Source organism: Falsiroseomonas tokyonensis (assembly GCF_019024325.1).
GTDB classification, from domain to species: Bacteria; Pseudomonadota; Alphaproteobacteria; order Acetobacterales; family Acetobacteraceae; genus Falsiroseomonas; species Falsiroseomonas tokyonensis.
In genome coordinates, this window is record NZ_JAFNJS010000001.1 from 902,561 (window position 1) to 921,375 (window position 18,815).

21 protein-coding genes are annotated in these 18,815 nt (G+C 72.1%); 4 read left to right on the plus strand and 17 right to left on the minus strand.

Features of this window, described 5'->3' with window-relative positions:
* Positions 1-48: 48 nt before the first annotated feature.
* The 13 genes from gtdA to J3S20_RS04040 all read right to left on the minus strand — a co-directional run bounded on the left by gtdA (position 49) and on the right by J3S20_RS04040 (position 11,647).
* Entirely contained in the window at positions 49-1,101 is a 1,053-nt protein-coding gene (gene gtdA / locus J3S20_RS03980) for a gentisate 1,2-dioxygenase (RefSeq protein ID WP_216834803.1), read from the minus strand.
* A gap of 16 nt (positions 1,102-1,117) precedes the next feature.
* On the minus strand, positions 1,118-1,936 hold the full coding sequence (gene trpA, locus J3S20_RS03985; RefSeq protein WP_216834805.1) for a tryptophan synthase subunit alpha: 819 nt from the start codon (positions 1,934-1,936) through the stop codon (positions 1,118-1,120).
* Position 1,937: 1 nt separating this feature from the next.
* A complete protein-coding gene (gene trpB / locus J3S20_RS03990; RefSeq protein WP_216834806.1) occupies positions 1,938-3,176 on the minus strand; it encodes a tryptophan synthase subunit beta in 1,239 nt (412 codons plus the stop codon).
* Between the two features lie 165 nt (positions 3,177-3,341).
* Positions 3,342-3,887 carry a GNAT family N-acetyltransferase gene (locus J3S20_RS03995; RefSeq protein ID WP_216834808.1) on the minus strand — a complete coding sequence of 182 codons (546 nt, stop codon included), beginning with the start codon at positions 3,885-3,887 and terminating at the stop codon, positions 3,342-3,344.
* On the minus strand, positions 3,887-4,522 hold the full coding sequence (locus J3S20_RS04000) for a phosphoribosylanthranilate isomerase (protein ID WP_379793625.1): 636 nt from the start codon (positions 4,520-4,522) through the stop codon (positions 3,887-3,889). The genes J3S20_RS03995 and J3S20_RS04000 overlap by 1 nt, the downstream gene beginning before the upstream one ends.
* Positions 4,522-5,217 (minus strand): orotidine-5'-phosphate decarboxylase, encoded by a 696-nt coding sequence (pyrF, locus tag J3S20_RS04005; RefSeq protein ID WP_216834810.1) that lies wholly within the window; start codon positions 5,215-5,217, stop codon positions 4,522-4,524. The genes J3S20_RS04000 and pyrF overlap by 1 nt, the downstream gene beginning before the upstream one ends.
* A gap of 2 nt (positions 5,218-5,219) precedes the next feature.
* Positions 5,220-5,552, minus strand: a complete 333-nt coding sequence (locus J3S20_RS04010; RefSeq protein WP_216834813.1) for a LapA family protein — start codon at positions 5,550-5,552, stop codon at positions 5,220-5,222.
* A gap of 93 nt (positions 5,553-5,645) precedes the next feature.
* A complete protein-coding gene (gene ihfB, locus J3S20_RS04015; protein ID WP_216834815.1) occupies positions 5,646-5,981 on the minus strand; it encodes an integration host factor subunit beta in 336 nt (111 codons plus the stop codon).
* 53 nt (positions 5,982-6,034) lie between these two features.
* The gene (gene sppA / locus J3S20_RS04020; RefSeq protein ID WP_216834817.1) at positions 6,035-6,955 is read right to left on the minus strand and encodes a signal peptide peptidase SppA; all 921 of its coding nucleotides are present in this window, start codon (positions 6,953-6,955) and stop codon (positions 6,035-6,037) included.
* Between the two features lie 130 nt (positions 6,956-7,085).
* Positions 7,086-7,646, minus strand: a complete 561-nt coding sequence (locus J3S20_RS04025; RefSeq protein ID WP_216834818.1) for a YdcF family protein — start codon at positions 7,644-7,646, stop codon at positions 7,086-7,088.
* A 7-nt stretch (positions 7,647-7,653) separates the two neighbouring features.
* Positions 7,654-9,363 carry a 30S ribosomal protein S1 gene (gene rpsA, locus J3S20_RS04030; protein WP_216834820.1) on the minus strand — a complete coding sequence of 570 codons (1,710 nt, stop codon included), beginning with the start codon at positions 9,361-9,363 and terminating at the stop codon, positions 7,654-7,656.
* 275 nt (positions 9,364-9,638) lie between these two features.
* Positions 9,639-10,274: a (d)CMP kinase gene (gene cmk / locus J3S20_RS04035; RefSeq protein WP_216834822.1), complete on the minus strand. Its 636-nt coding sequence runs from the start codon at positions 10,272-10,274 to the stop codon at positions 9,639-9,641.
* A complete protein-coding gene (locus tag J3S20_RS04040) occupies positions 10,271-11,647 on the minus strand; it encodes a 3-phosphoshikimate 1-carboxyvinyltransferase (protein WP_216834824.1) in 1,377 nt (458 codons plus the stop codon). The genes cmk and J3S20_RS04040 overlap by 4 nt, the downstream gene beginning before the upstream one ends.
* Before the next feature lie 114 nt (positions 11,648-11,761).
* Here J3S20_RS04040 and J3S20_RS04045 point away from each other — a divergent pair, with 114 nt between their 5' ends.
* A complete protein-coding gene (locus tag J3S20_RS04045; protein ID WP_216834827.1) occupies positions 11,762-12,085 on the plus strand; it encodes a TIGR02300 family protein in 324 nt (107 codons plus the stop codon).
* 27 nt (positions 12,086-12,112) lie between these two features.
* Here J3S20_RS04045 and J3S20_RS04050 read toward each other — a convergent pair whose 3' ends face one another.
* Both J3S20_RS04050 and J3S20_RS04055 read right to left on the minus strand, forming a co-directional pair.
* Entirely contained in the window at positions 12,113-12,625 is a 513-nt protein-coding gene (locus J3S20_RS04050; RefSeq protein ID WP_216834829.1) for a YdcF family protein, read from the minus strand.
* A gap of 4 nt (positions 12,626-12,629) precedes the next feature.
* Complete coding sequence (locus J3S20_RS04055; protein ID WP_216834831.1) at positions 12,630-13,874, minus strand: class I SAM-dependent methyltransferase; 1,245 nt, start codon at positions 13,872-13,874, stop codon at positions 12,630-12,632.
* A gap of 151 nt (positions 13,875-14,025) precedes the next feature.
* Here J3S20_RS04055 and J3S20_RS04060 point away from each other — a divergent pair, with 151 nt between their 5' ends.
* The 3 genes from J3S20_RS04060 (at position 14,026) to J3S20_RS04070 (ending at position 17,014) form a co-directional block, all read left to right on the plus strand.
* A complete protein-coding gene (locus tag J3S20_RS04060; RefSeq protein WP_216834833.1) occupies positions 14,026-14,532 on the plus strand; it encodes an invasion associated locus B family protein in 507 nt (168 codons plus the stop codon).
* 4 nt (positions 14,533-14,536) lie between these two features.
* The gene (rlmN, locus tag J3S20_RS04065) at positions 14,537-15,727 is read left to right on the plus strand and encodes a 23S rRNA (adenine(2503)-C(2))-methyltransferase RlmN (protein WP_343215147.1); all 1,191 of its coding nucleotides are present in this window, start codon (positions 14,537-14,539) and stop codon (positions 15,725-15,727) included.
* Positions 15,728-15,853: 126 nt separating this feature from the next.
* The gene (locus tag J3S20_RS04070) at positions 15,854-17,014 is read left to right on the plus strand and encodes an MFS transporter (protein ID WP_216834836.1); all 1,161 of its coding nucleotides are present in this window, start codon (positions 15,854-15,856) and stop codon (positions 17,012-17,014) included.
* Here J3S20_RS04070 and J3S20_RS04075 read toward each other — a convergent pair.
* Positions 16,998-17,762 (minus strand): hypothetical protein, encoded by a 765-nt coding sequence (locus tag J3S20_RS04075; RefSeq protein ID WP_216834838.1) that lies wholly within the window; start codon positions 17,760-17,762, stop codon positions 16,998-17,000. The genes J3S20_RS04070 and J3S20_RS04075 overlap by 17 nt on opposite strands.
* Positions 17,759-18,769 (minus strand): NAD(P)-dependent oxidoreductase, encoded by a 1,011-nt coding sequence (locus J3S20_RS04080; RefSeq protein WP_343215148.1) that lies wholly within the window; start codon positions 18,767-18,769, stop codon positions 17,759-17,761. Before J3S20_RS04080 ends, J3S20_RS04075 begins: the two co-directional genes overlap by 4 nt.
* Positions 18,770-18,815 lie beyond the last annotated feature (46 nt).

Genomic DNA, 18,815 nt, shown 5'->3' on the forward strand with positions numbered 1-18,815 from the left:
GGGCCTGATGCCCCGTTTTCCGGGAGAAAGGTGAAGCGGAGGTGAAGGCTACCCCCGCGCCTCGCGCCACAGGCCCAGCTTCTGCTGCGCGGCGGCGTCGGAATAGCCGAAGAGCACCAGCTCGCTCTCGGCCGCGAGCGTCAACGCGGCCCAGGACGGCACTACCAGCAGGTCCCGCGGCGCCAGGGCGTAGTCGCGGCCGGCGACGGTGGCGGTGCCGGTGCCCTCCACCACCACCAGCACCATCGCATCCGTCGCCTGGCGGGGGCGCGTGGCAAAACCGGCGGGCAGCAGGCGGACATGGGCGGCGATGGTCGGCATCACCGGGCCGCCATCCGCCGGATTGATGAATTCCAGCGCATGGCCGAGATGCGGATCGGGGTCGCCGGCGCGCGCCATGGCGGCCAGGCTCTCGCGCCATTCCGCATAGGGATAGTGGAACAGCGGCAGGTTCTTGGGCCGCCGCGCGCCCAAAGTGCCGCCATAGGGGCGCAGGTTGCGGCCGTAGCGGGCGGCGGTGTCGCCGGCCGGCGCCGTTTCGGCATGCGCCATCGCGCCATCCGGCAGGCGCTCTGCGAAGCTGGCGGCGAAGTGGCGGACGGTGGGGATGTCGAGGCCGTCCAGCCAGATCATCGGCGCACCACTGGCATTGCCGTGGTCATGCCATTGCCAGTTCGGCGTCAGCACCAGGTCGAAGGGCCGCATCACGGCCTTTTCGCCATCCAGCGCGGTGAAGGCGCCATCGCCCTCCATCACGAAGCGCAGCGCGCATTGCGTGTGGCGATGGCAGGGCGCGACCTCGCCCGGCAGGATGAGCTGCAAGCCGGCATAGAGGCTGGTGGTGACGGAGGAGCTGCCGGGCAGCCCCGGATTTTCCAGGATCAGCACCCGGCGCTCGGCCTGTTCGGCGGTGATCAGGTCCCCGGCGCGCAGCAGATGGGCCCGCGCCGTGTCGTAGTGCCAAAGGTGGGGCTGGACGGGGGAGGCGGGGGTCGGCGTGACCAGCGCATGCAGCACTTCCCAGAGCGGGAAAAGGTGCTGCGGCGCCATCTCGGCATAGAGACCCTGCAACAGAGCCTTCGGGTCGTTGCTCCCGTCCATGGCCTTCCTCGCGCGCTTATCCCTTGCGCACAGCCTCCGCCAATTCCCGCACCCGGTCCAGCACCGCGGGCACGGTGGCCGGCGTGGCGCGGCCCTCCGCATCCAGGCTGGCCAGCATGCCGTCGATCAGCGCGGAGGCGACCACGGCGCCATCGGCGATGCGCGAGGCCTCGCCCGCCTGCTGCGGCGTGCGAACGCCGAAGCCAATGGCGATCGGCAGGTCGGTGTATTTCCGGATGCGCGGAATGGCCGCCGCCAGGTCATCCGTGCTGGCGCTGCGCGTGCCGGTGACGCCGGTGATGGCGACGTAATAGACGAAGCCCGTCGTGGCCGAGAGCACCTTGGGCAGTCGATCCTCCCCGGTGGTCGGCGCCACCAGGCGGATCAGGTCGAGGCCGTTGGCGGTGGCATCGGGCGCGATCTCATCGGCTTCCTCGGGCGGCACATCCACCACGATCAGCCCATCGACGCCGGCCGCCGCCGCATCCGCGCAGAATTTGGCGACGCCATAGGACAGGATCGGGTTGAAGTAGCCCATCAGGATGATGGGCGTTGCCGCATCGCCCTGGCGGAACTCCCGCACCATGCCGAGCGCGCCGGCGACCGTGGCGCCGGCCTTCAGCCCGCGCTGCCCGGCCTTCTGCACGGTCGGACCATCCGCCATCGGATCGGTGAAGGGCACGCCGATCTCGATGAGGTCGGCACCCGCCGCCGGCATGCCGCGCAGGATCGCCATGGCGGTCTCGCGGTCCGGATCGAAAGCCTCCAGGAAGGGGATGAGCGCGCCGCGCCCCTCCGCCTTCAGCGCGGCGAACTTTTGGGCAATCCGGCTCATCTCAGATCTTCTCGCCCAGGTGCTTCGCCACGGTGAAAATGTCCTTGTCGCCACGGCCGCACAGATTCATCAGGATGATTTTGTCCGCCGGCATGGTGGGCGCCATCTTCAGCACCTCGGCCAGCGCATGGGCGGGCTCCAGCGCCGGGATGATGCCCTCCAGCTTCGAGCAGAGCTGGAAGGCGGCCAGCGCCTCGTCGTCGGTCACGCCGGTGTATTGCACGCGGCCCAGCTCATGCAGCCAGGAATGCTCCGGACCGACGCCGGGATAGTCGAGGCCGGCGGAGATGGAATGCGCCTCCGTGATCTGGCCGTCGCCATCCTGCAGCAGATAGGTGCGGTTGCCATGCAGCACGCCCGGCCGGCCGCGCGACAGCGCTGCGGCATGTTCGCCCGAGTCCAGGCCACGCCCGGCGGCTTCGACGCCGATCATCGCCACATCGGCATCGTCCAGGAACGGGTAGAACAGCCCCATGGCGTTGGAGCCACCGCCGACGGCGGCGACCAGCACATCCGGCAGGCGGCCTTCCGCTTCCTGCATCTGGGCCTTCGCCTCGATGCCGATCACGCTCTGAAAATCGCGGACCATGGCGGGATAGGGGTGTGGGCCGGCAACGGTGCCGATGCAGTAGTAGGTGTCGCGCACATTGGCGACCCAGTCGCGCAGCCCCTCATTCATGGCATCCTTCAGCGTCGCGGCGCCGGAGGTCACGGGCACCACCTGGGCGCCGAGCAGCTTCATGCGGAAGACATTGGGCTGCTGCCGCTCCACATCGGTCGCGCCCATATAGACCACGCAGGGCAGGTCCATCAGCGCGCAGGCGGTGGCGGTGGCCACGCCATGCTGGCCGGCGCCGGTTTCCGCGATGATCCGCGTCTTGCCCATCTTCTTGGCCAGCAGGATCTGGCCGAGCACCGCGTTGATCTTGTGCGCGCCGGTGTGGTTCAGCTCGTCCCGCTTGAAATAGACCTTGGCGCCCATGCCGGGGGCGGCGTCCTTGCGCAGATGCGCGGTCAGCCGCTCGGCGAACCACAGCGGGCTGGGGCGGCCGACGTAATGGGTCAGCAGGCGGCGCCATTCGTCCTGGAAGGCCTGGTCGGTCTTGCTGGCCTCATAGGCGGCCTCGACCTCCAGGATCAGCGGCATCAGCGTCTCGGCGACGAAGCGGCCGCCGAAGGGGCCGAAGCGGCCGCGGGCATCGGGGCCCTGGCGGAAGGAATTCGGAATCGGCTTGTTCACGGGCATTGTCCTGGACGTGGGCATGGTCAACCCCCACGGGGGTGGGACCATGGCTGGACCCTGGTCGGCCCGAAGATACGGGGCCGGGCACGATCTAGAGCCTTTTCGGGCGCGGCGAAATCACCTGCCGGGCGACAAACGCGCCGAAAGCCGAAACCGTGCGCCTCAGGCCGGCAAAAGGCGCAGATCGGGCCAGACCCAGGCGGTCTCGGCCAGGGCGATGGTGCCGTGGAAACCGATGCGACTGGTGCCGGGGGTGGCGCCCGTGGCGGCGTAGAAGCCGGCCGCGCGCCTATTGGCATCCAGCGCCCAGGCCGCCGCATCGGCATGGCCGGCCGCCAGCAGCACCCGCGCCCCCGCCGCCAGCAGGGCCCGCCCGAGCCCCCGCCCCTGCGCCGCGCGTAGCAGATAGAGGCCCGAGACCTCGCCGGAGGTGCCGAGCGCTGCCTCCCGCGCCCCGCAGACCGAGACGAAGCCCAGGATGCGTTTTTCCAAGTCCTCCGCCACCAGCGTGCCGCCGGGCAGCAGCGGCTGCGCGAGGTTGCGCGCCCAGGCGGCGCGGCGGCGGGCGGGGTCGGTCATTTCCGCGAGCAGCTTTTCAGGCACCAGGCCCGGATAGGTCTCGGCCCAGGACCGCGCATGCATCTCGCCCAGCGCCGGCGCATCCGCGGACAGGGCGGGCCTGATCAGCCCGCCGCCGGCGGCGGACATCACGCGGCTTGCGCGGCCGCCACGAAGGCCGCGATGCGCGCCGGATCCTTGACCCCGCGCGAGGCCTCGACCCCCGAAGACACATCCACCCCCGGCGCGCCGCTGGCCGCGATGGCCTGCGCCACATTGGCCGGCGTCAGCCCGCCCGCCAGCAGCCAGGGGCGCGACATGGTCCGCCCCGCGGTCAGCGTCCAGTCGAAGGGCGCCGCATTGCCGCCCGGCAGGGGCGCCCCCGGCGGGGCCTTGGCATCCAGCAGGAACCAGTCGACCACGGGCGCATAATCCGCCAGCGCATCCAGGTCCGAAGCCTGGGCGATGCCCAGCGCCTTCATCACCGGCCGCCCGAAAGCCTGGCGGATCTCGGCGCAGCGGGCGGGGGTCTCCTCGCCATGCAGCTGGATCATGTCGAGCGGCAGGGCGGCCAGCACCTCGGCCAGCAGCGCATCGGTTGGGTCCACGAACAGCCCGACCCGCCGCGGCCCGCCCGGCACCGCGGCCGAAATCGCCGCGGCGCGCGCCGGGGTTACCGCGCGCGGCGAGGGTGGAAAGAAGACGAAGCCGCAGAAATCGGCGCCGGCCTCCCGCGTCGCGCGCAGCCCGGCCTCGTCCGAAATGCCGCAGATCTTGGTCTGCATCAGCCGAGCGCGGCCGCGATGGCCGCGGCCGCGGCGGCGGGATCGGTGGCGCGGGTGATGGGGCGGCCGACCACGATCCAGTCGGCGCCATCCTTCGCCACCTGTTCCGGCGTTGCCGTGCGGGCCTGGTCATCCGCCGCGCTGCCGGCCGGGCGCACGCCGGGCACCACCAGCACCGGCAGCTCGCCCAGCGCGTCGCGGATCGGCGCGACCTCCCGCGGGGAGCACACCAGCCCATCGGCGCCCGCGGCCATGGCCAGGCGCGACAGGCGCAGCACCTGCTGCACCGGCCCGCCGGAGACGCCGATCTCCGCCAGGGTCGCGGCATCCAGGCTGGTCAGCACCGTCACCGCCAGGATGCGCGGCCGGGCGGCGCCCCCCGCGGCCTCCGCCGCGCGCCGCGCGGCCTCCACCATGGCCGGGCCGCCGGCGGCATGGATGGTGATCCAGGCCGGGCCGAGCGGGGCCAGCGAGCGGATGGCGCCGGCCACCGTATTCGGGATGTCGTGCAGCTTCACGTCCAGGAAGACCGGCCGATGCGCCGCGATTCGCCGCACCGCCAATCCGCCCTCGGCCGAAAACAGCTCCAGCCCCACCTTCAGCAGCCCGGCATGCGGCGCCACGGCGGCCGCCCAGGCCTCGGCCGTGGCGAGGTCCGGCGCATCGAGCGCCACGCAGAGGCCGCAGCGGCGCATGGTCAGCGCGCCGCCGGCAGGGTCAGCTGCATCGGCGCCGGGGCGCCCTCATGCTGCGCCTGGGCCTGCCTGGCCTTCATCACGGCCAGCTCGGCCTCCAGCAGCTTGGCGGCGGACTCCATCTCCCGCGCCCGGCGGCGGGCGGGAAGGCCGGCGGCCCAGGCGAGGGTGGCGCCCAGCAGGAAGCCGATGCCCGAGAGCAGCAGCACCCCGACGCCGACCGGCGTCGCCCAGGCCAGGTCGAAGGGCCACAGCCGCAGCTGGACCTCCTGCATATTGGACAGCGCGAACAGCGCGAGGAGGATGAGCAGCGGCAGGAACAACAGCCAGCGCATGGGGGGCCTCTCCGATCGTCGCGGCCTGTCCTACCCGGCTCGGCGCGGTTACGGAAGCTTCGGCCTGCGCACGACCGTTTGTGCCCTGGCGGTTCAGGCCTTCGCGGCGGCCGCCGCGGCGCGCGGCCGGCGCGGCGGGTCCTGCAGCGGGCCGCCATTCACGCGTTCCCGCAATTCCTTGCCCGGCTTGAAATAGGGCACCGCCTTTCCGTCCACCGCGACGGCCGTGCCGGTGCGGGGGTTGCGCCCGGTGCGCGGGTCCCGCCGCTTGGTGGAGAAGGCGCCGAAGCCGCGCAGCTCCACCCGGTCGCCGCGCGCGAGCGCGCCGATGATCTCGTCGAAGATGGTGGTCACGATCAGTTCGACATCCGGCTGCCGCAGATGCGGGTTGGCCGCAGCGAGCTGCGCGATGAGTTCCGACCTGGTCATCTTGGTCCTCGGCGCACCGCCCTCCGGGCGCGCCTGGCCCGGAAGTTTTGGTTCTACAGTGAAGGCTGCCAAAGCGCGCGCACGCGGTCAACGCCAACCCATTCATTCGCAATGGTTTTCGTGAAGAATCCGAGTGCCGCGCCAAAAGTCCGTTCCGCGAGCCCACGAATCTCGACATCGCGCGCGGGCAGGTTCTCGGGCACCCCCCGGGTCTCGGCCAGCCAGGTCCGCGCCTCGGCCTCCCCGCCGATCGCGTCCACCAGGCCGAGCTCCAGCGCCTGGCGGCCCGTGAAGACGCGGCCATCCGCCAGGTCCTGCACCCGCGCCGGCTCCATCCGGCGGCCGGCGGCGACCATGGCGACGAATTGCGCGTGCAGGTCCTGCACCACGCGGGCCAGTTCGGCGCGGCCTTCCTCGGTCAGCGGGCGGAGGGGGCTGGGCTGGTCCTTGAAGCGGCCGCTGGCCACCGTCTCCGGCGTCACGCCGATCCAGGCCAGCAGGCCGGATGCATCGAAGCTCTGCAGGATCACGCCGATGGAGCCGGTGACGGTGGAGTGCCGCGCAAAGATCCGCTGGGCCGGCAGCGCCACCATATAGCCGGCCGAGGCCGCGGTGCCGCCCATCACCGCCACCACCGGCTTGGCTTCCGCCATGCGGGTCAGCGCGGCGTGGAGGGATTCGCCGCCGGCCACGCTGCCGCCGGGGCTGTCGATGGCCACCAGCACGGCGCGCACGGAGGCGTCCTCGCGCAGCCGGTCCAGCTCCTCCAGCAGCTTGCGGTCGTCGCCGATGAAGCCCTCGACATTCAGCCGGGCGACATGCTCCCGCCCCGGCAGCAGGCCGGCGCCGCGGTCATCGGCCAGCGTCAGGGCCAGCACCACGCCGGCCACCGCCAGCACGGCGGCGGCGCGCCACAGGGAAAGCCGGCGCTTCAGGCGGCGGCGGTCGAGCAGGAGGTCGGCATCAAGGGGCATGGTGCGATCACTTGGTAAGGCGCCTGGCGGGAGGCCAGGGGCGTTTGTGGCCAATTGGCGCCGGCTGCCGAGCCAGCCCCCATTGCCAAAAATAGATGAGGGGTTCGGGGAGAATACCTTCTCCCCGACCTTACGCGAATTCCGCGATGAACCCGGCCGCCAGATAGGCCGGCACCTTCGCAACCTCCCCCAGCACCCGCGCCCGGGCCTCCGGGTGCAGGTGCCAGCTGCCGCGCCGGACCGGCCCGTATTCCACCGGCAGGCAGCGCTTTTCCGGCCCGGGCCAGTGCCGGTGCAGCGTCATGGCGTAGCGACGCCCGGTGCAGAACAGCCCGACGCAGATCACCCTTTTCGAGTCGAGCAGCCCGGCCGCGGCCAGGATGGGCAGGGAGAGGGTGACGTTCTCGCCCGTATGGGTCGCCGCGCGTTCCAGCAGCAATGCTTCACGTGGAACACCGCGGGCGCGGATCGCCGCGCCGATCGCCTCCGCCTCCGTCCCCGGCCCGCCCGGCGTGGCGCCGCCGGAGACGAGGAGGCGGGGCACCAGCCCCTCCAGAAACAGCGAAGCGGCCGCCGCCGCCATCTCCGCCACCGCGATGCGGTTGCCGAAGACGAAGGCCAGGTCGGCCGCTTCACGCGGATGATGCAGGCAGTGGTCGCGCTCGATCCCGGCGGGATCGAGCGCGCTCAAGGCTGGATTACTCCTCGCCGCCCTGGTTCCGGCGACGGATCGCAGCCCCCAGGATGTCGCCGAGCGAGGCGCCGCTGTCGGTGGTGCCGTATTCACGGACCGCCTCGCGCTCCTCCTCCACTTCCTTGCCCTTGATGGTCAGGGCCAGGCGGCGGCCGGCGCGGTCAACGGCGGTGATCTTCGCATCGACCTTCTCGCCCACGGCGAAGCGGTCGGGGCGCTGGTCGCCACGGTCGCGGGCCAGCTCGGCGCGGCGGATGAAGCCGATGAGGACCTCGTCGACCTTCACCTCGATGCCGTTCGGCTCGATCTTCGTCACGGTGCAGGTGACGACATCGCCCTTCTTGATCCGGTCCAGCACTTCGGCGGCCGGGTCGGCCTCAAGCTGCTTGATGCCGAGGGAGATGCGCTCCTTCTCCACATCGACGTCGAGCACCTTGGCCTTGACGGTCGAGCCCTTCTCGAAGTTGGCCATCGCCTGCTCGCCCGGGAGATCCCAGGAGAGGTCGGACATATGGACCATGCCGTCGAGATCCGGGCCCAGGCCGATGAACAGGCCGAACTCGGTGATGTTGCGGATCTCGCCCTCGATGACCGTGCCGGGCGGGTTGGCCTCGGCGAACAGCTCCCAGGGATTGCCCTGCGCCTGCTTCAGGCCCAGCGAGATGCGGCGCTTCGGACCGTCCACGTCCAGGATCATCACGTCCACTTCCTGCGAAGTGGCGACGATCTTGCCCGGATGGACGTTCTTCTTCGTCCAGGACATCTCGCTGACGTGCACGAGGCCCTCGACGCCCGGCTCCAGCTCCACGAAGGCGCCGTAGTCGGTGATGTTCGTCACGCGGCCGCTGAACTTGCCACCCACCGGGTACTTGATGGCGACGCCTTCCCAGGGGTCGGACATCAGCTGCTTCATGCCAAGGCTGATGCGCTGCGTCTCCGGGTTGAAGCGGATGACCTGCACCTTGACCTGCTGGCCGATGGTCAGCGCCTCGCTGGGGTGGTTGATGCGGCGCCAGGCGATGTCGGTGACATGCAGCAGGCCGTCCACGCCGCCCAGGTCCACGAAGGCGCCGTAGTCGGTGATGTTCTTGACGACGCCGTCGAGAACCATGCCTTCCTTCAGGCCCTGGATGAGCTCGGAACGCTGCTCGGCCCGGGTCTCCTCGAGGACGGCGCGGCGAGAGACAACAATGTTGCCGCGGGCGCGGTCCATCTTGAGGATCTGGAAGGGCTGCGGGCTGCCCATCAGCGGGGTCACGTCGCGGACGGGGCGGATGTCCACCTGGCTGCCCGGCAGGAAGGCCACGGCGCCGCCGAGGTCGACGGTGAAGCCACCCTTCACGCGGCCGAAGATCACGCCGTTCACGCGCTGCTGCGCCGTGAAGGACTTCTCCAGGTTGGTCCAGGCTTCCTCGCGGCGGGCCTTCTCACGCGACAGGATGATCGCGCCGTCGCGATCCTCGTAGCGCTCGACGAAGAGCTCGATGACGTCGCCGACCTTGATCTCGGGCTTCTGGCCCTGCGGGGCGAATTCCTTGAGGGGGACGCGGCCCTCGGACTTCAGGCCGACATCGACCACGGCGAAGTCGTCATCGATGCGGATGACCTTGCCGGAGATGACGGAGCCGTGGAAGGACGTGTTCTCACCCAGCGTGGCGTCGAGCAGGGCGGCAAAATCTTCGCCAGGATCAGCGAAGGCGGTGGCGGTTGCCATGTAGCGGTTGTTTCCCGATCAGATGCCCCGATCGCGGGGCATGGGGCTTGCGCCTCCACGGTGCAGGGAATTCCCTACCGCGGACACGACCTGGTCCGATTCCATCTGCAGGAATCCGGGACCCGAGAATGAAGGCGGAAGGTTCGGTCCACCCATGCCGGCCCGGCCTTCCCTGCGGAAATGCGCGAGCGCCGCGGCCCTGGGGGCGCGGCTGGGTCAGGCGGTTACGCCCAGGGGTCCGGCGGAGTCAAGGAGAATCGGGCCGGCGCGGAGGCTCAGCCTTGCATGCGGGCGCGCACCAGCGCCAGGGCGGCGGCGAAGGCCGCCTCCGCATCCAGGCTGGTGGTGTCCAGCAGCGCGGCATCCTCGGCCGGCTTCAGCGGCGCCACGCTGCGGGCGCTGTCCTGCGCGTCCCGGGCGCGCATTTCCGCCTCCACCTGGTCCAGCGGCAGGGCCTGGCCGCGCGCCTGCATCTCCACCCAGCGGCGGCGGGCGCGTTCCTCGGGGCTGGCGCTGACGAAGAGCTTCACGGGCGCTTCGGGGAAGACCACGGTGCCGATGTCCCGGCCATCCATCACCGCGCCATGGCGTTGGCCGAAATCGCGCTGCCAGTCCAGCAGCGCGGCGCGCACGGCGGGAATGGTGGCCACCGCGCTGGCGGCGCGATCGGCTTCCGGCCCGCGAAGGTCGCCGCGGCCGAGATCCTCATGGGTCAGGGCGCAGGCTTCAGCGGCGGCGGCGACCGGATCCGTGGGATCGGCGCCGCGGTCCAGCAGGCGGCGGCCGACGGCGCGGTAGAGCAGGCCGGTATCCAGATAGGGCAGCGCCAGCTCCGCCGCCAGGCGGCGCGCCAGCGTGCCCTTGCCGGCGGCGGCCGGCCCATCCACGGCGATCACCAGGCGCCGGGTCATGCTGCCACCATGGCATCGGCGCCGGCCAGGCGGTTGAACAGGGCGGCGAAGCCGGGGAATTCGGTTTCGATGCCGTGGGCCTCCTCCACCCGCACGGGCTGGCGCGCGGCCAGGCCCAGCACCAGGGCGGCCATGGCGAGGCGCGGCTCCACCGCCCCCCGCAGCAGCCCCCCGCCGGCAGGCGGGCCGGCCAGACCCTCGATGATCACATCCTCGCCCTCCGTGCTGCAGGCCACGCCATTGGCCGCGAGCATGGCGGCCGTCGCGGCCAGGCGCTCGCCCTCCGCCCCGCGCAGCGCCGCCAGGCCGCGGAGCCGGGTGGTGCCGCGGGCGCCGGCGGCGGCCACGGCGAGGAGGGGATAATCCTCCAGCAGGCCCGCCGCGCGCTCCGCCGGCAGGTCGAGGCCGGTCAGCGCGCTGGCGCGGATCGACAGGTCCGCCACCCTCTCCCCTGCCTGCATCCGGACATTCTCCTCCGCCAACTCGGCGCCCATCTCGTGCAGGGCGGCGAAAAGGCCGGTGCGCAGCGGGTTCAGGCCGAGCCCCGTGAGGGTGATGGCCGATCCCGGCACCAGCAACGCGGCCACGGCCGGGAAGGCGGCGGCGGCGGCATCGCCCGGCACCGCGACCTCGGCCGCGCGGAGTTCGGGCTGGCCCAGCAGCTCGATCACCTGCCCGACACCCTCCGGCGCCACGCGCAGCTCGGCGCCGAACTGGCGCAGCAGATGTTCGGCATGGTCGGGGGTCGCCACCGCCTCCGCCAGGCGGGTGGTGCCGCGGGCGCAGAGGCCGGCGAGCAACAGGGCGGCCTTCACCGGCGCCGAGGGCCGTGCCAGGCGATGGTCGATCGGCAGCGGATCCGCCGCCCCTTCCACCGCCAGCGGCAGGCGCCCGCCGGCGCTGCTGGTGAAGCGGGCGCCGATGGCCGTCAGCGGCTGCGTCACCTGGTGCATGGGGTGGCGGCGCAGCGCGGCCTCGCCGGTCAGCACGGCGAAGACCGGATGGCCCGCCAGCAGGCCGCAGAACAGCGTCGCGGCGAGGCTGGAGGGGCCGAGCTCCAGCACCTCCGCCGGTTCCACCAGCCCGCCGATGCCCCGCCCGGCCACCTGCCAGGACCCCGCGCCGAGGCTTTCCACCCGCGCGCCCAGCGCCCGTAGCGCGGCGGCGGTGCGCCGCAGCTCCGGGGTTTCGACCAGGCCGGTGAGGCTGCTGGTGCCGGCGGCGAGGGCGGCCAGCATCAGGGCGACCTGCCCGATGAAGGGGTCGCCCGGCAGGGCGATGCGCCCGGCCAGGGGGCGCCCGGGGGGCGTGGCGCGCAGCCCGTGCGGGCCGCCGCGGGGCGGCAACTGGTCGATTTCGGGCGAGGCCTGCATCGCGCGGCGTTTGACATGCAGGCCGGCAAGTGGCAATCGCGCGCACCCTTTACGCCACGGCTGCTCGCGGACCTCTGCGCGCCGCCTTGGCCTGGCACGAGGCTCTTCTTCCCCATGGCGAAGCCCGAACTTGGACTGAAGCGCGTCTGCGTGTCCTGCGGCACGAAGTTCTACGACCTGACCCGCCAGCCCGCGATCTGCCCCAAATGCGGTACCGAACAGCCGGCCGAGCAGCCGCGCCTGAAGCGTGCCGCGCCGCTGCCGGATGACCGCATCAAGAAGCGCGCCGCGGTGCCCGATGCCGATTCCGACGAGGGCGTCGAGGTCGAGACGGATGACGGCGACGAGGCGATCGAGGACGCCGAGGAGCTGGAGGATGCGGATGAGGAGCTGGGCGAGGACCTGGTGGTCGAGTCAGACCGCGAGGAAGAGGTCTGATCCAGCCAACGGGGTAACGGGGCGGGGTCACACCCGCCCGCGCAGCCGCGCCCAGACCATCAGCGCGGCATCATAGGGCAGCGCCGGCACCTCCCGCAGCCGCCAGGCCCAGCGGCGGGGCTGGCCGGTCTCGGAAGGCCCGGCCGGCGGCGGCACGCCGCGCGCCCGCACCCCCGCCAGGCGGAACAGCGCCAGGCAGCGCGGCAGGTGGTAGCGATGCGTCGCCAGCCGCACCTCGCCCCGGTGGCCGATCCGGCGCAGCAGCGCGATGCAGGCGAGCGCGGAGGAGAAGGTATCGGTGCCGGTCGGCTCCTGGTGGATGCGGTCCTCCGGCACCCCCGCCTCCATCAGGATCGCCGTCATCACCACGCATTCGGCCGGCGGATGGCGGCCGATGGCGCCGGTCGGGATATAGAGGGCCGGCGGCGTCTGCCTTTCGCCCCAGGCGCGCGCCGCCTGCACCCGCGCCCGCAGCGCCGGGCTGGCCGAGCCATCCGGCCGCACCGCCGCGCCCAGGATGATGACGGCGGCCTGGCTCATGCGGTCAGGCAGGCGCCGCGACCAGCAGCCGGTTCATCCGCTCCATGGCGTGGACCAGCGCATCCCTATCGCGCAGCGCCTGCTCGCGGGAGGCGCCGGCGGCCACCACGCCATCCAGGATCGCGCCCCAGGGTGTGGCGCCATCGATCCGCGCCAGCAGGGCGGCGGCCAGGCGCGGCAGCGGCACGGCCACGCGCAGCCCGTCGAAGCTGACCGGCAGCACGCCATCCGGCCGCAGGGACCGGGCCAGCGCCGGCCCGTCCAGCTCCCGCAGCACCGGCACGGCCGAATCCTCCTGCCAGGGGGCGGGCGGGACGCGGTCGCGGGTGAGGTAGGCGATGTGGATGCCCATATTGCCGCAGATCGCCTCCGCCAAGGCGGCGCGGGCGATGGGGTCGAGGCCGGCGGTGCGGGCGCGCAGTTTCGGGTCCGCCAGGTAGCTGTCCGGGTCGTAGCGCAGCGGCTCCACCAGGCAGGCGATGCGCAGCCCGGCGCCGGCCACCAGCGCGGCCAGCTGCGGCACGGTATAGGCGCGGTCGCGCGGGTTCAGCAGAAGGTCATAGAGCCCGGCATCGCCGCCCTTGATGTGGTCGTCGATCCAGGGATTTTTCCGCAGCCAGGCCGTCTCCGGCGTCTGCTTCCACAGGCGTTTTGCCAGTTCGACGCGGGCGGCGGGCGCTTCCTCGGGCGGGGCCAGCAGGCGCAGCGCGTCCTGCAGGATATAGACGCCGGTGCGCCCATGCGGGGCATAGACCATGATGCCGATGCCACCGCCGGGGGCGAGCACGGAGGCCAGCGCCGCCAGCCCCTCGGCCGGATCCGGCAGGTGGTGCAGCACGCCGCAGCAATCGATGTAGTCGAAGGGGCCGAGGCCGGAGCCCGGCAGGTCCAGCAGCGACCCATCCTCGAAGCGGATGTTCTGCAGCCCACGCGCCGCGGCGCGGGCCTGCGCCACGCGCTTCGCCTGGGCGGAGCGGTCGAGCCAGGTGACGTCCCCGGGCCGGCCCAGCGTCGTCATCTGCTGCGCCAGCATGATGCTGCCATCGCCCGATCCGCCGCCGGCCATCAGCGCGCGCAGCGGCTGCGTCGCGGGGCGGCGGCCACCGAAAACCCAGTGGTCGATCTCCCGCAGATGGGAGGGGCTGCCGATCACCAGGCGCTTCGCCTCGTCCCGCGCATCGCGCGCGGGATAGGGATAGGCCTCGTATTGGGCGGCGAGCTGGGCGTCGGTCGGGTCGCGTGCGGTCATCCCCGCCTGCATAGAGCAAGCGCGGTCGAGGCGGTATGGCCGCTCCGCAGCCCTGGCGGTATGGCCGCTCCGCGGCCTGGGCGGAAACGGGGCGCTGGGTCCTGCGCTTCGCGGGTTGCCCCGCCCTGGGTGGCGCCGTATCTAGCTGCGCATGGTCCGTATCGCCCTTCCCCTCATCGCCGCACTGGTCCTTCCCTTTGCCGCGGAGGCGCAGCGTGCGCAGCCGCAGCGATTGGGTGCGCACAATGCCTGGACGGCCGCCACGCACCAGGAGAATGGCCAGAAGGTCTGCTACGCCTTCACCCGCGCCCAGGCCGAAGGTGCCGCGGCGCAGTCTCGCCAGAATGTGACGCTGACCGTGACGCATCGCCCGGCGGGGCGCGACCAGGTGGCCGTGTCCCTCGGCGCGCCGCTGCCGCGCCAGGCGCAGGTGGAGATGACGGTGGGCAGCAACGAGTACCAGAGCTACGGTACCGTGCAGTCCAGCGCCTTCTTCCAGAGCAGCGACGGTCTGATCAACGCCTTCCGCGCGGGGCGCGAGGCGGTGGTGCGCAGCCCCGGCGCCGGCCGCGCGACGGTGAGCGACACCTTCTCCCTCTCCGGCTTCACCGCGGCCTATGAGGCGATCTCCCGCGAATGTCCGGCCGGGCGCCGCTGATATCGTGAGCCAAGCCGCCCCCGATACCGACCTGTCGGAGGGCGAGCGCGCGCGCATCCTGGCCAAGGCCGCGCTCTTCGCCCCGCCGCCGGCCACGCTGGCGGATGGCCGGCGCGACCTGGTCGGCCTGACGCGGGACGAGCTGGCCGCCGAGATGGTGGCGATCGGCGAGCAGCCCTTCCGGGCCAAGCAGCTCTGGCACTGGATCTACCACCAGGGCGTCACCGATTTCTCCCGCATGCCCTCCATCGCCAAGCCGATGCAGGCGAAGCTGGCGGAGCGTTTCGTGGTCGGGCGGCCGGAGGCCACGACGGTGCAGACCAGCACCGACGGCACCCGCAAGTTTCTGTTCCGCTATCGCGACGGGCAGGAGGTGGAGACGGTCTATATCCCCTCCCCGGACGAGGATCGCGGCGCCGTCTGCATCTCCACCCAGGTCGGCTGCACCCTGTCCTGCAAGTTCTGCCACACCGGCACCCAGAAGCTGGTGCGGAACCTGGGCGCGGCGGAGATCGTCGGCCAGTTCATGGCCGCCCGCGACAGCTACGGCGAATGGCCGAGCCCGAAGGACGGCACGGCGCGGCACCTGTCCAATATCGTCGTGATGGGCATGGGCGAGCCGCTCTACAACTACGAGAACACCGCCAAGGCGATGCGCATCGTCATGGACAATGAGGGCATCGCGCTCTCCCGCCGGCGCATCACGCTGTCGACCTCCGGCGTCGTGCCGATGATGGACCGCTGCGGCGCGGAGCTGAACGTGAACCTCGCGGTCAGCCTGCATGCGGTGACGAATGAGCTGCGCAACGAGATCGTGCCGCTGAACCGCAAATACCCGATCGAGGAGCTGATGGCCGCCTGCCGGCGCTATCCGGGTGCCTCGAACGCGCGGCGCATCACCTTCGAATACGTCATGCTGCGCGGCGTCAATGACAGCCCGGCGGAGGCGCATGAGCTGGTGCGGCTGCTGAAGGGCTTGCCGGCCAAGGTGAACCTGATTCCCTTCAACCCCTGGCCGGGCAGCCCCTACAAAACCAGCACCGGGGAGGCTGTGCGCGCCTTTGCCGAGATCCTGGAGGCCGGCGGCTATTCCAGCCCCGTCCGCCGCCCGCGCGGCCGCGACATCTCCGCCGCCTGCGGGCAGCTGAAGACGGAAAGCGAGCGGGTGCGGCGCGTGAAGGCTGACGCCGCGTGACAGGTTTCGGCAGACCGGTCGGATGACCGGTCTGAGCGCCCGAATGGGCGCCGCCGCCTATGCGGCGAGCCAAGGCGGCGGAGCCGCCGCCCGGCGCCTGAGGGCGGCCCGAAGGGCCGACCGCATATGAATCCCCCCATCTGGCTGATGGCGCTGGCCGCCTTCACCATCGGCTGCGGCATGCGCATGCTGGACCCGCTGCTGCCCATGCTGGCGCGGGAATTCGGCGTGGGGCTGGGTTCGGTGGCGCCGCTGATCGGCGGCTTCGCCCTGGCCTATGGCATCGGCCAGCTGGTGATGGGGCCGCTCGGCGACCGCTTCGGCAAGATGCGGATCGTGACGATCTCCATGGGGCTGTATGGCGCGACCCAGATCGCGGCCTCGATGTCCGGCGACCTCGGCACGCTGCTGACGGTGCGGGTGCTGGCCGGCTTCGGCTGCGCGGCGGTGATGCCGCTGTTCATGGCGCATATCGGCGACCAGGTGCCCTACGACCAGCGCCAGGGGATGATCGGGCAGCTGATGACCGGCATGGTCGCCTCCCAGCTTCTGGCGGCGCCGCTGTCCGGCACCGTCGCGGAATATGCCGGCTGGCGCACCGCCTTCCTCGGCCTTGGCCTGATGACGCTGGGGATGACCTTGTTCTTTGCGGTGAAGCAGGGCGCCGGGCTCTGGCAGCGGCCAGCCGGGGGCGGCCGCACCATGGGGCTTTCGGGCTTCCTGCGCATCCTGGAACGGCGGCCCGGCCGGCGACTGCTGATGGCCGCCGCTGCGGACGGGTTTTTCCTGTTCGGTGGCGCCTTTCCCTTTTTGGCCTCCCTGCTGATCGAACGCTTCGGCCTGACGGCGGCCACCGCCGGGCTGGTCGTGGCGAGCTTCGGGATCGGGTCCTTCGTTTATACCCAGAGTGCCGCCGGGCTGGCCCGGCGGCTGGGGGAAAGGCGGCAGGTGCTGTGGGGCGGTATCGGGCTGACCTGCGCCATGGTGGTCTTCGCGCTCGCCGGCGCCTGGTGGATGGTGGCGCTGGCGCAATGCGCGGTGGGGCTGCTGTTCTTCATGCTGCATGGCGTGCTGCAGGCCCGCGCGACCGAGGCCCTGCCCGAGGCGCGCGGCACTGCGGTGGCCGCCTTCGCCATGGCGCTGTTCTTCGGCCAGAGCCTGGGCTCCGTGGTCTTCGGCAGCCTGATCGTCGCCACCGGCTATGCCACCGCCTTCCTGGTCTCCGGCGCCGGGGTGCTGGGGCTGGCGATCTGGGCGCGGGCGCGGCTGCTCAACCAGCCAGGCTGAGCTGCCGCGGCGCCATGCCGCGCAGCTCCTCGGCCACCAGGGTTTCCATCGCCGCCTCCAGCCCCTGCAGCGCCGCGGCGCCATCGGCGCCGTCCATCACGCGATGGTCGAAGGAGAGGAAGACCTCCACCCCGCCATCCGCCCCGATCAGGCCGTAGGAGAGGAAGCAGGGCAGCACGCTGACGCTGTCGACGATCACCGCCTCCCCCCCCAGGGAGGAGATGGCGAAGGTGCCGCCATAGCGCAGCAGGGGCGTGGCGCTGGCCAGCGCCCAGCGCAGCATCAGCCGGCGCAGCGGCCAGGGCAGGCGGGCGAAGCGCAGCAGGCGGTGGAAGGGCCGGCAGTCCCCGACCGGCGCCGTCTTCGCATGGTGCAGCTGGGCCGCAAGGGTGGCGAGCGGCGTGGCATGCGGCTCCGTGAAGCGGGCGATGGCGAGCGTCGCCACCCCCTCATGCTGCCGTTCCACCAGCACGCAGCCGATGGCATGCGGCACTTCCAGCAGCCGGGGCGAGGGTAGGGTGGCATGCAGCCGCCGCAGCGCCGGCTGGGTCGCGGCCGCGATCGCAAAGGCTTTCGCGAAGAGCACTGTCCAGGGCGGCCGCGGCGCCGGCAGGGCACGCCGCGCGGCGAGGGCCTGGGGAATCGCAAGCCGCGCCGTCAGCGTGCAGCGCGGCACGCGCAGCGAGGCCCAGGACAGGTCGGCGATGGTCTGCCGGCCGGGCGAGAGGCGAAGGCGGCGAAGCCTCACGGTGCCGCCTGGCCCTGCCACCAGCGGCGCAGCCGGTGCGCGGCCTCGGCATTCACCGCGCCGGGCGGCATCTCGCCGCGGGCCAGGGCGGCCACCTGGCGCACCGTATCCATCGCCTGGTGCTCGGCGGCCTCCGGCGTCAGCCCGCCGATATGCGGCGTGGCGACCACATTGGGTCGGGCGGCGAGCGCCGGGTCCGGCCGTTGGTCCGGTGCGCTGCCGACATCCATGGCGGCGCCGCGCAGCCGGCCGCCATCCAGCGCCGCGGCCAGCGCCGCCTCGTCCACCAGCTCCCCGCGCGAAAGGTTCACCAGGAAGGCGCCGTCCTTCATCGCCGCGAAGGCCGGGGCGCCGACGATGTGACGGGTTTCCGGCGTGGAGACCGCCAGCGGCACCAGGAAATCCGCCTGCGCAAAAACCTGCTGAAGGCTGCCTGCCGCCTCGATGCCGGGCTGGTCCGGCGGGCTGTAGGGGTCGTGCACCAGCACCCGCATCCGGAAGGCTGCGGCCAGCTCTGCCAGCCGGCGGGCGATGCGGCCCCAGCCGATGATCCCGACCGTCTTGCCCGAAAGCTGCGTGCCCATGCGGGAGCCAGGCGGCTGGCCCCGGTGATAGGCGCCGGCCAGCGGCGAGACGCCGCGCGCCAGGTCGATCATCATGCCGATGGCCAGCTCTGCCACGCTGTCCACGAAGCCAGGCGTCGCCTGGGTCACCAGCACCCCGGCGGCGGAGGCGGCCGGCACCTCGATGGTGGAGATATCGACCGCCACCCGCAGGAAGGCGAGCAGGTCCGGGGCATGGGCAAAGGTCTCGGCCGTGCCGGGGGTGGCGCGATCCGCCACGATGCATTGGCAGCCTGCGGCGGCCCGGGCGAGGGCGGCACCCGAAAGCGGCGCATCGCCGGTGTGCAGCGTGACCTCCGCCACCTGGCGCAGCGCGGCGAGCGGTGCCGCGGCGTAGTAGCCGTCGCGCATTTCCGGCGTATGCGTGAGAAAGACCCGCAGCACGATGTTTCGTCCCCCCTGGCCGCGCCGGTCTTCCGGCGGCCTGTCC

Excerpts from the sequence above, each read along its gene's own strand:
- J3S20_RS03995 (WP_216834808.1), bottom strand. The coding sequence starts at position 3,887 with ATGTCCGCCGCCGGCGGCGGGCTGATCAGGCCCGCCCTGTCCGCGGAT.
- sppA (WP_216834817.1), bottom strand. The coding sequence starts at position 6,955 with ATGCCCCTTGATGCCGACCTCCTGCTCGACCGCCGCCGCCTGAAGCGC.
- cmk (WP_216834822.1), bottom strand. The coding sequence starts at position 10,274 with ATGACCCGGCGCCTGGTGATCGCCGTGGATGGGCCGGCCGCCGCCGGC.
- J3S20_RS04010 (WP_216834813.1), bottom strand. The coding sequence starts at position 5,552 with ATGCGCTGGCTGTTGTTCCTGCCGCTGCTCATCCTCCTCGCGCTGTTC.
- J3S20_RS04055 (WP_216834831.1), bottom strand. The coding sequence starts at position 13,874 with ATGACCGCACGCGACCCGACCGACGCCCAGCTCGCCGCCCAATACGAG.
- ihfB (WP_216834815.1), bottom strand. The coding sequence starts at position 5,981 with ATGACCAGGTCGGAACTCATCGCGCAGCTCGCTGCGGCCAACCCGCAT.
- J3S20_RS04060 (WP_216834833.1), top strand. The coding sequence starts at position 14,026 with ATGGTCCGTATCGCCCTTCCCCTCATCGCCGCACTGGTCCTTCCCTTT.
- pyrF (WP_216834810.1), bottom strand. The coding sequence starts at position 5,217 with ATGCGCCGCTGCGGCCTCTGCGTGGCGCTCGATGCGCCGGACCTCGCC.
- J3S20_RS04040 (WP_216834824.1), bottom strand. The coding sequence starts at position 11,647 with ATGCAGGCCTCGCCCGAAATCGACCAGTTGCCGCCCCGCGGCGGCCCG.
- J3S20_RS04070 (WP_216834836.1), top strand. The coding sequence starts at position 15,854 with ATGAATCCCCCCATCTGGCTGATGGCGCTGGCCGCCTTCACCATCGGC.
- rpsA (WP_216834820.1), bottom strand. The coding sequence starts at position 9,363 with ATGGCAACCGCCACCGCCTTCGCTGATCCTGGCGAAGATTTTGCCGCC.
- J3S20_RS04000 (WP_379793625.1), bottom strand. The coding sequence starts at position 4,522 with ATGCAGACCAAGATCTGCGGCATTTCGGACGAGGCCGGGCTGCGCGCG.
- J3S20_RS04045 (WP_216834827.1), top strand. The coding sequence starts at position 11,762 with ATGGCGAAGCCCGAACTTGGACTGAAGCGCGTCTGCGTGTCCTGCGGC.
- trpA (WP_216834805.1), bottom strand. The coding sequence starts at position 1,936 with ATGAGCCGGATTGCCCAAAAGTTCGCCGCGCTGAAGGCGGAGGGGCGC.
- gtdA (WP_216834803.1), bottom strand. The coding sequence starts at position 1,101 with ATGGACGGGAGCAACGACCCGAAGGCTCTGTTGCAGGGTCTCTATGCC.
- J3S20_RS04050 (WP_216834829.1), bottom strand. The coding sequence starts at position 12,625 with ATGAGCCAGGCCGCCGTCATCATCCTGGGCGCGGCGGTGCGGCCGGAT.